This window comes from Paenibacillus sp. P22 (assembly GCF_000469945.2).
Taxonomy (GTDB): domain Bacteria; phylum Bacillota; class Bacilli; order Paenibacillales; family Paenibacillaceae; genus Paenibacillus_O; species Paenibacillus_O humicus.
Window position 1 is genome coordinate 1 of record NZ_CBRA020000056.1, and the last position, 3037, is coordinate 3037.

Sequence of the window (3037 nt, forward strand, 5' to 3'; positions counted from 1 at the left end):
CTCCGCACCCAAAAGCGCATTTCGCTCCAGGGCGGAGCAAAGGCTCAGCTCGGCGTCGACATGACGACCGTCTTCGTGCAGGAGGAGTTCGCCCGCATCGCGGAGCTTGCAAAGGAAACGCTCGCCGCCATGGAATCCGGGGATACGCTTCGCACGCAGCTGTCCGTGCTGAAAAAGCTGACGAAGTCGAATCCGGCCAATACGGTGCAGCTGAAGCGCCGCATTGCTTCGCGCGTCATCGAAGCGGAGCGCTACGTTCCTTAATCGGGCAGGAAATGGGGTGAACGGCATGTCAAACCGGCCATGGCTCAGCCATTATCCCGCCGAAGTACCGCCGACCTACGACTATCCGGACCAGAACCTGGCGGAATTCCTGGTCCAGACCGCCCGCAAGCATCCAAAGCGCACCGCGCTGGAATTCATGGGCGCCCGCATCTCCTACGAGAATCTGTTGGATCAAACGTACCGCTTCGCGAACGCCATGAACGGGCTCGGTCTCCGCAAGGGAGACCGGGTCGCGGTCATGCTTCCCAACTGCCCTCAGGCCGTCATCGCCTATTATGGCGCGCTGCTCGCGGGAGGCATCGTCGTCATGACGAATCCGCTCTATATGCCTCGGGAGCTGGAGCATCAGCTGACGGACAGCGGGGCGAAAATCATCGTCACCTTGGATCAGCTCGTCGGCCGCGTGAAGCAATCGATGGCCAAACAGCCGATGGAGCGGATTATCGTCACTTCCGTAGCGGATTATCTGTCTTTTCCGAAAAATCTCCTCTATCCGATCAAGGCCAGGAAGGACGGCACGCCGATTCCTTCGATCGACTATGACGGCGAGGAGCTGATTTCGTTCCGCAAGCTGCTGAAGCAAGCGGAGCCCAAGCCGGCCGGAGTGCCGATCGACGCGCGCAACGATTTGGCTCTGATTCAGTATACGGGCGGTACGACGGGATTCGCCAAGGGCGTCATGCTGACCCATCGCAATCTGATCGCCAATACGATCCAGTCCAAGCTGTGGAACTACAGGGCCGGCGGCCCGGAAGAGCGCTATCTCGCCGCGCTGCCCTTTTTCCACGTCTTCGGCATGACCGTCCTGCTCAACCTGGGCATCCTGAACGGATCGACGCTTGACCTGCTCCCGAGGTTCGAGATCAAGCAGGTGCTCCGAGCGATTGCCAAAAAAAAAAGCTACTGTCTTTCCAGGCGCGCCGACGATGTACATTGCCGTCATCAATTATCCCGATATCAGGAATTATGATCTTTCCTCGATCAAAGCCTGCATCAGCGGGGCAGCCTCGCTGCCGCTCGAGGTGCAGGAGAGATTCGAGCAGCTCACCGGAGGCAAGCTGATCGAAGGGTATGGCCTTACGGAGGCGTCGCCGGTCACGCATGCCAACAATATTTGGGAGAAACGCAAGCCGGGCTCCATCGGCATTCCATTCCCCGATACGGAAGCCAAGATCGTCCATCCCGATACCGGGGAGGATGTCGAGCCCGGCGAGATCGGAGAGCTGATCGTCCGCGGGCCGCAGGTGATGTCCGGCTATTGGAACCGTCCCGAGGATACGGCGGTCACGATCAGGAACGGCTGGCTCTATACGGGCGATCTCGGCCGGATGGACGCGGACGGCTATTTCTTCATCTTGGACCGGCGCAAGGATCTCATCATCGCGGGAGGGTATAATATCTATCCCCGAGAGGTGGAGGAGGTGCTCTTCGAGCATCCCGACGTCGAGGAGGCGATCGTCGCCGGCATCAACGACCCTTACCGGGGAGAGACGGTGAAGGCCTATATCGTGCTCAGAAGCGGAGCGAAGGAGGATCCTCAGGCGTTGAAGGCGTTTTGCAAGGAAAGGCTTGCCGCCTACAAAGTGCCCAAGGCGTACGAATTCCGCGCGGCGCTGCCCAAGACGCTCGTAGGCAAGGTGCTGCGGCGCAAGCTGATCGAGGAAGAGCAGGAGAAGGAGAAGGAGAAGGAGAAGGAGAAGGAGAAGGAGAAGGAGAAGGAGAAGGAGAAGGAGAAGGAGAAGGAGATGGAGAAGGAGAAAACGGCAAAGGACTGAAGCGCCGTCTGAAAGGAGAACGCCGGATGGACAACAACTTGGAAGCGGATTCATCGATCCTGGCCAAACAAATGGCGATCTGGGAGGAAGCGGCGAAAGAATCGTTCTGGGGCTTTCTGGGCGCCGAGATGCAGCAGCTGGAAAACGGCAGATGCGTCGTCTATCTCGATGTCCAGCCGCATCATATGAATCTGATCGGCATTCTGCATGGCGGGGTCTATGCGACGCTGATCGATTCCGCGATGGGGATGGCCGCGATGGCGGCCCATCCGGAGACGGCTGTCGTGACGACGAACCTGAACCTCAATTATGTCTCGCCGATCAGGGAGGGACGGCTGATCGTCTCGGCCGAGATCGTCCATCAATCCCGCAAGATGATCAGTACGCAAGCGTACGCCCGCACGGAACAAGGGGACTTATGCGCCTTCGGCACCGGTACCTTCCGCGTGCTCGGCAAGTAGGCTGCCCGCATCGATTTTACCGCTTCTGCCGCCGCAGAAGCGGTTTTTGCGTTAGCTTGAGCTTATTGCAGGTAGCAATGAGCAGAAAAAAACCGTCTAACTCGGAGCGTCTGTGGCAGAAGCAGCCAAATAAGCAGAAAAAAATCGTCTTACTCGGAGTTTCTGGGGCAGAAGCGGCCAAATAAGCAGAAAAAATCGTCTTATTCGGAGCTTTTGGGGCAGAAGCAGCCAAATAAGCAGAAAAAATCGTCTTATTCGGTGTTTCTTGGGCAGAAGAGGCCAAATAAGCAGAAAAAATCGTCTTACTCGGAGCTTCTGGGGCAGAAGCGGCCAAATAAGCAGAAAAAATCGTCTTACTCGAAACTTTTGGAGCAGAAGCGGCCAAATAAGCAGAAAAAATCGTCTTACTCGGAGCTTTTGAGGTAGAAGCAGTCAAATAAGCAGAAAAAATCGTCTTACTCGGAGCTTGTGGGCAGAAGCAGCGAATAGCAGAAAATCGTCTATTCGGACGCTTTG

2 protein-coding genes and 2 pseudogenes are annotated in these 3037 nt (G+C 56.9%); 3 read left to right on the top strand and 1 reads right to left on the bottom strand.

All coding sequences use genetic code 11. The features are described 5' to 3' along the window. The 3 genes and pseudogenes from BN871_RS28295 to BN871_RS09695 form a co-directional block, all read left to right on the top strand. A pseudogene (locus tag BN871_RS28295) lies at positions 1-264 on the top strand (acyl-CoA dehydrogenase); the annotation flags it as partial. Positions 265-289: 25 nt separating this feature from the next. Next, positions 290-1973: pseudogene (locus BN871_RS09690) on the top strand (long-chain-fatty-acid--CoA ligase); the annotation flags it as partial. A gap of 113 nt (positions 1974-2086) precedes the next feature. Beyond that, positions 2087-2521 carry a PaaI family thioesterase gene (locus BN871_RS09695; protein ID WP_053086963.1) on the top strand — a complete coding sequence of 145 codons (435 nt, stop codon included), beginning with the start codon at positions 2087-2089 and terminating at the stop codon, positions 2519-2521. A 16-nt stretch (positions 2522-2537) separates the two neighbouring features. Here the strand turns inward: BN871_RS09695 and BN871_RS28300 are convergent. After that, positions 2538-3037: hypothetical protein (locus BN871_RS28300; protein ID WP_198158030.1), on the bottom strand; the 500-nt coding region annotated here is incomplete at its 5' end.

What these genes read in the sequence shown, in the direction of transcription:
- BN871_RS09695 (WP_053086963.1), top strand. Translation starts at nt 2,087, where the DNA reads ATGGACAACAACTTGGAAGCGGATTCATCGATCCTGGCCAAACAAATG.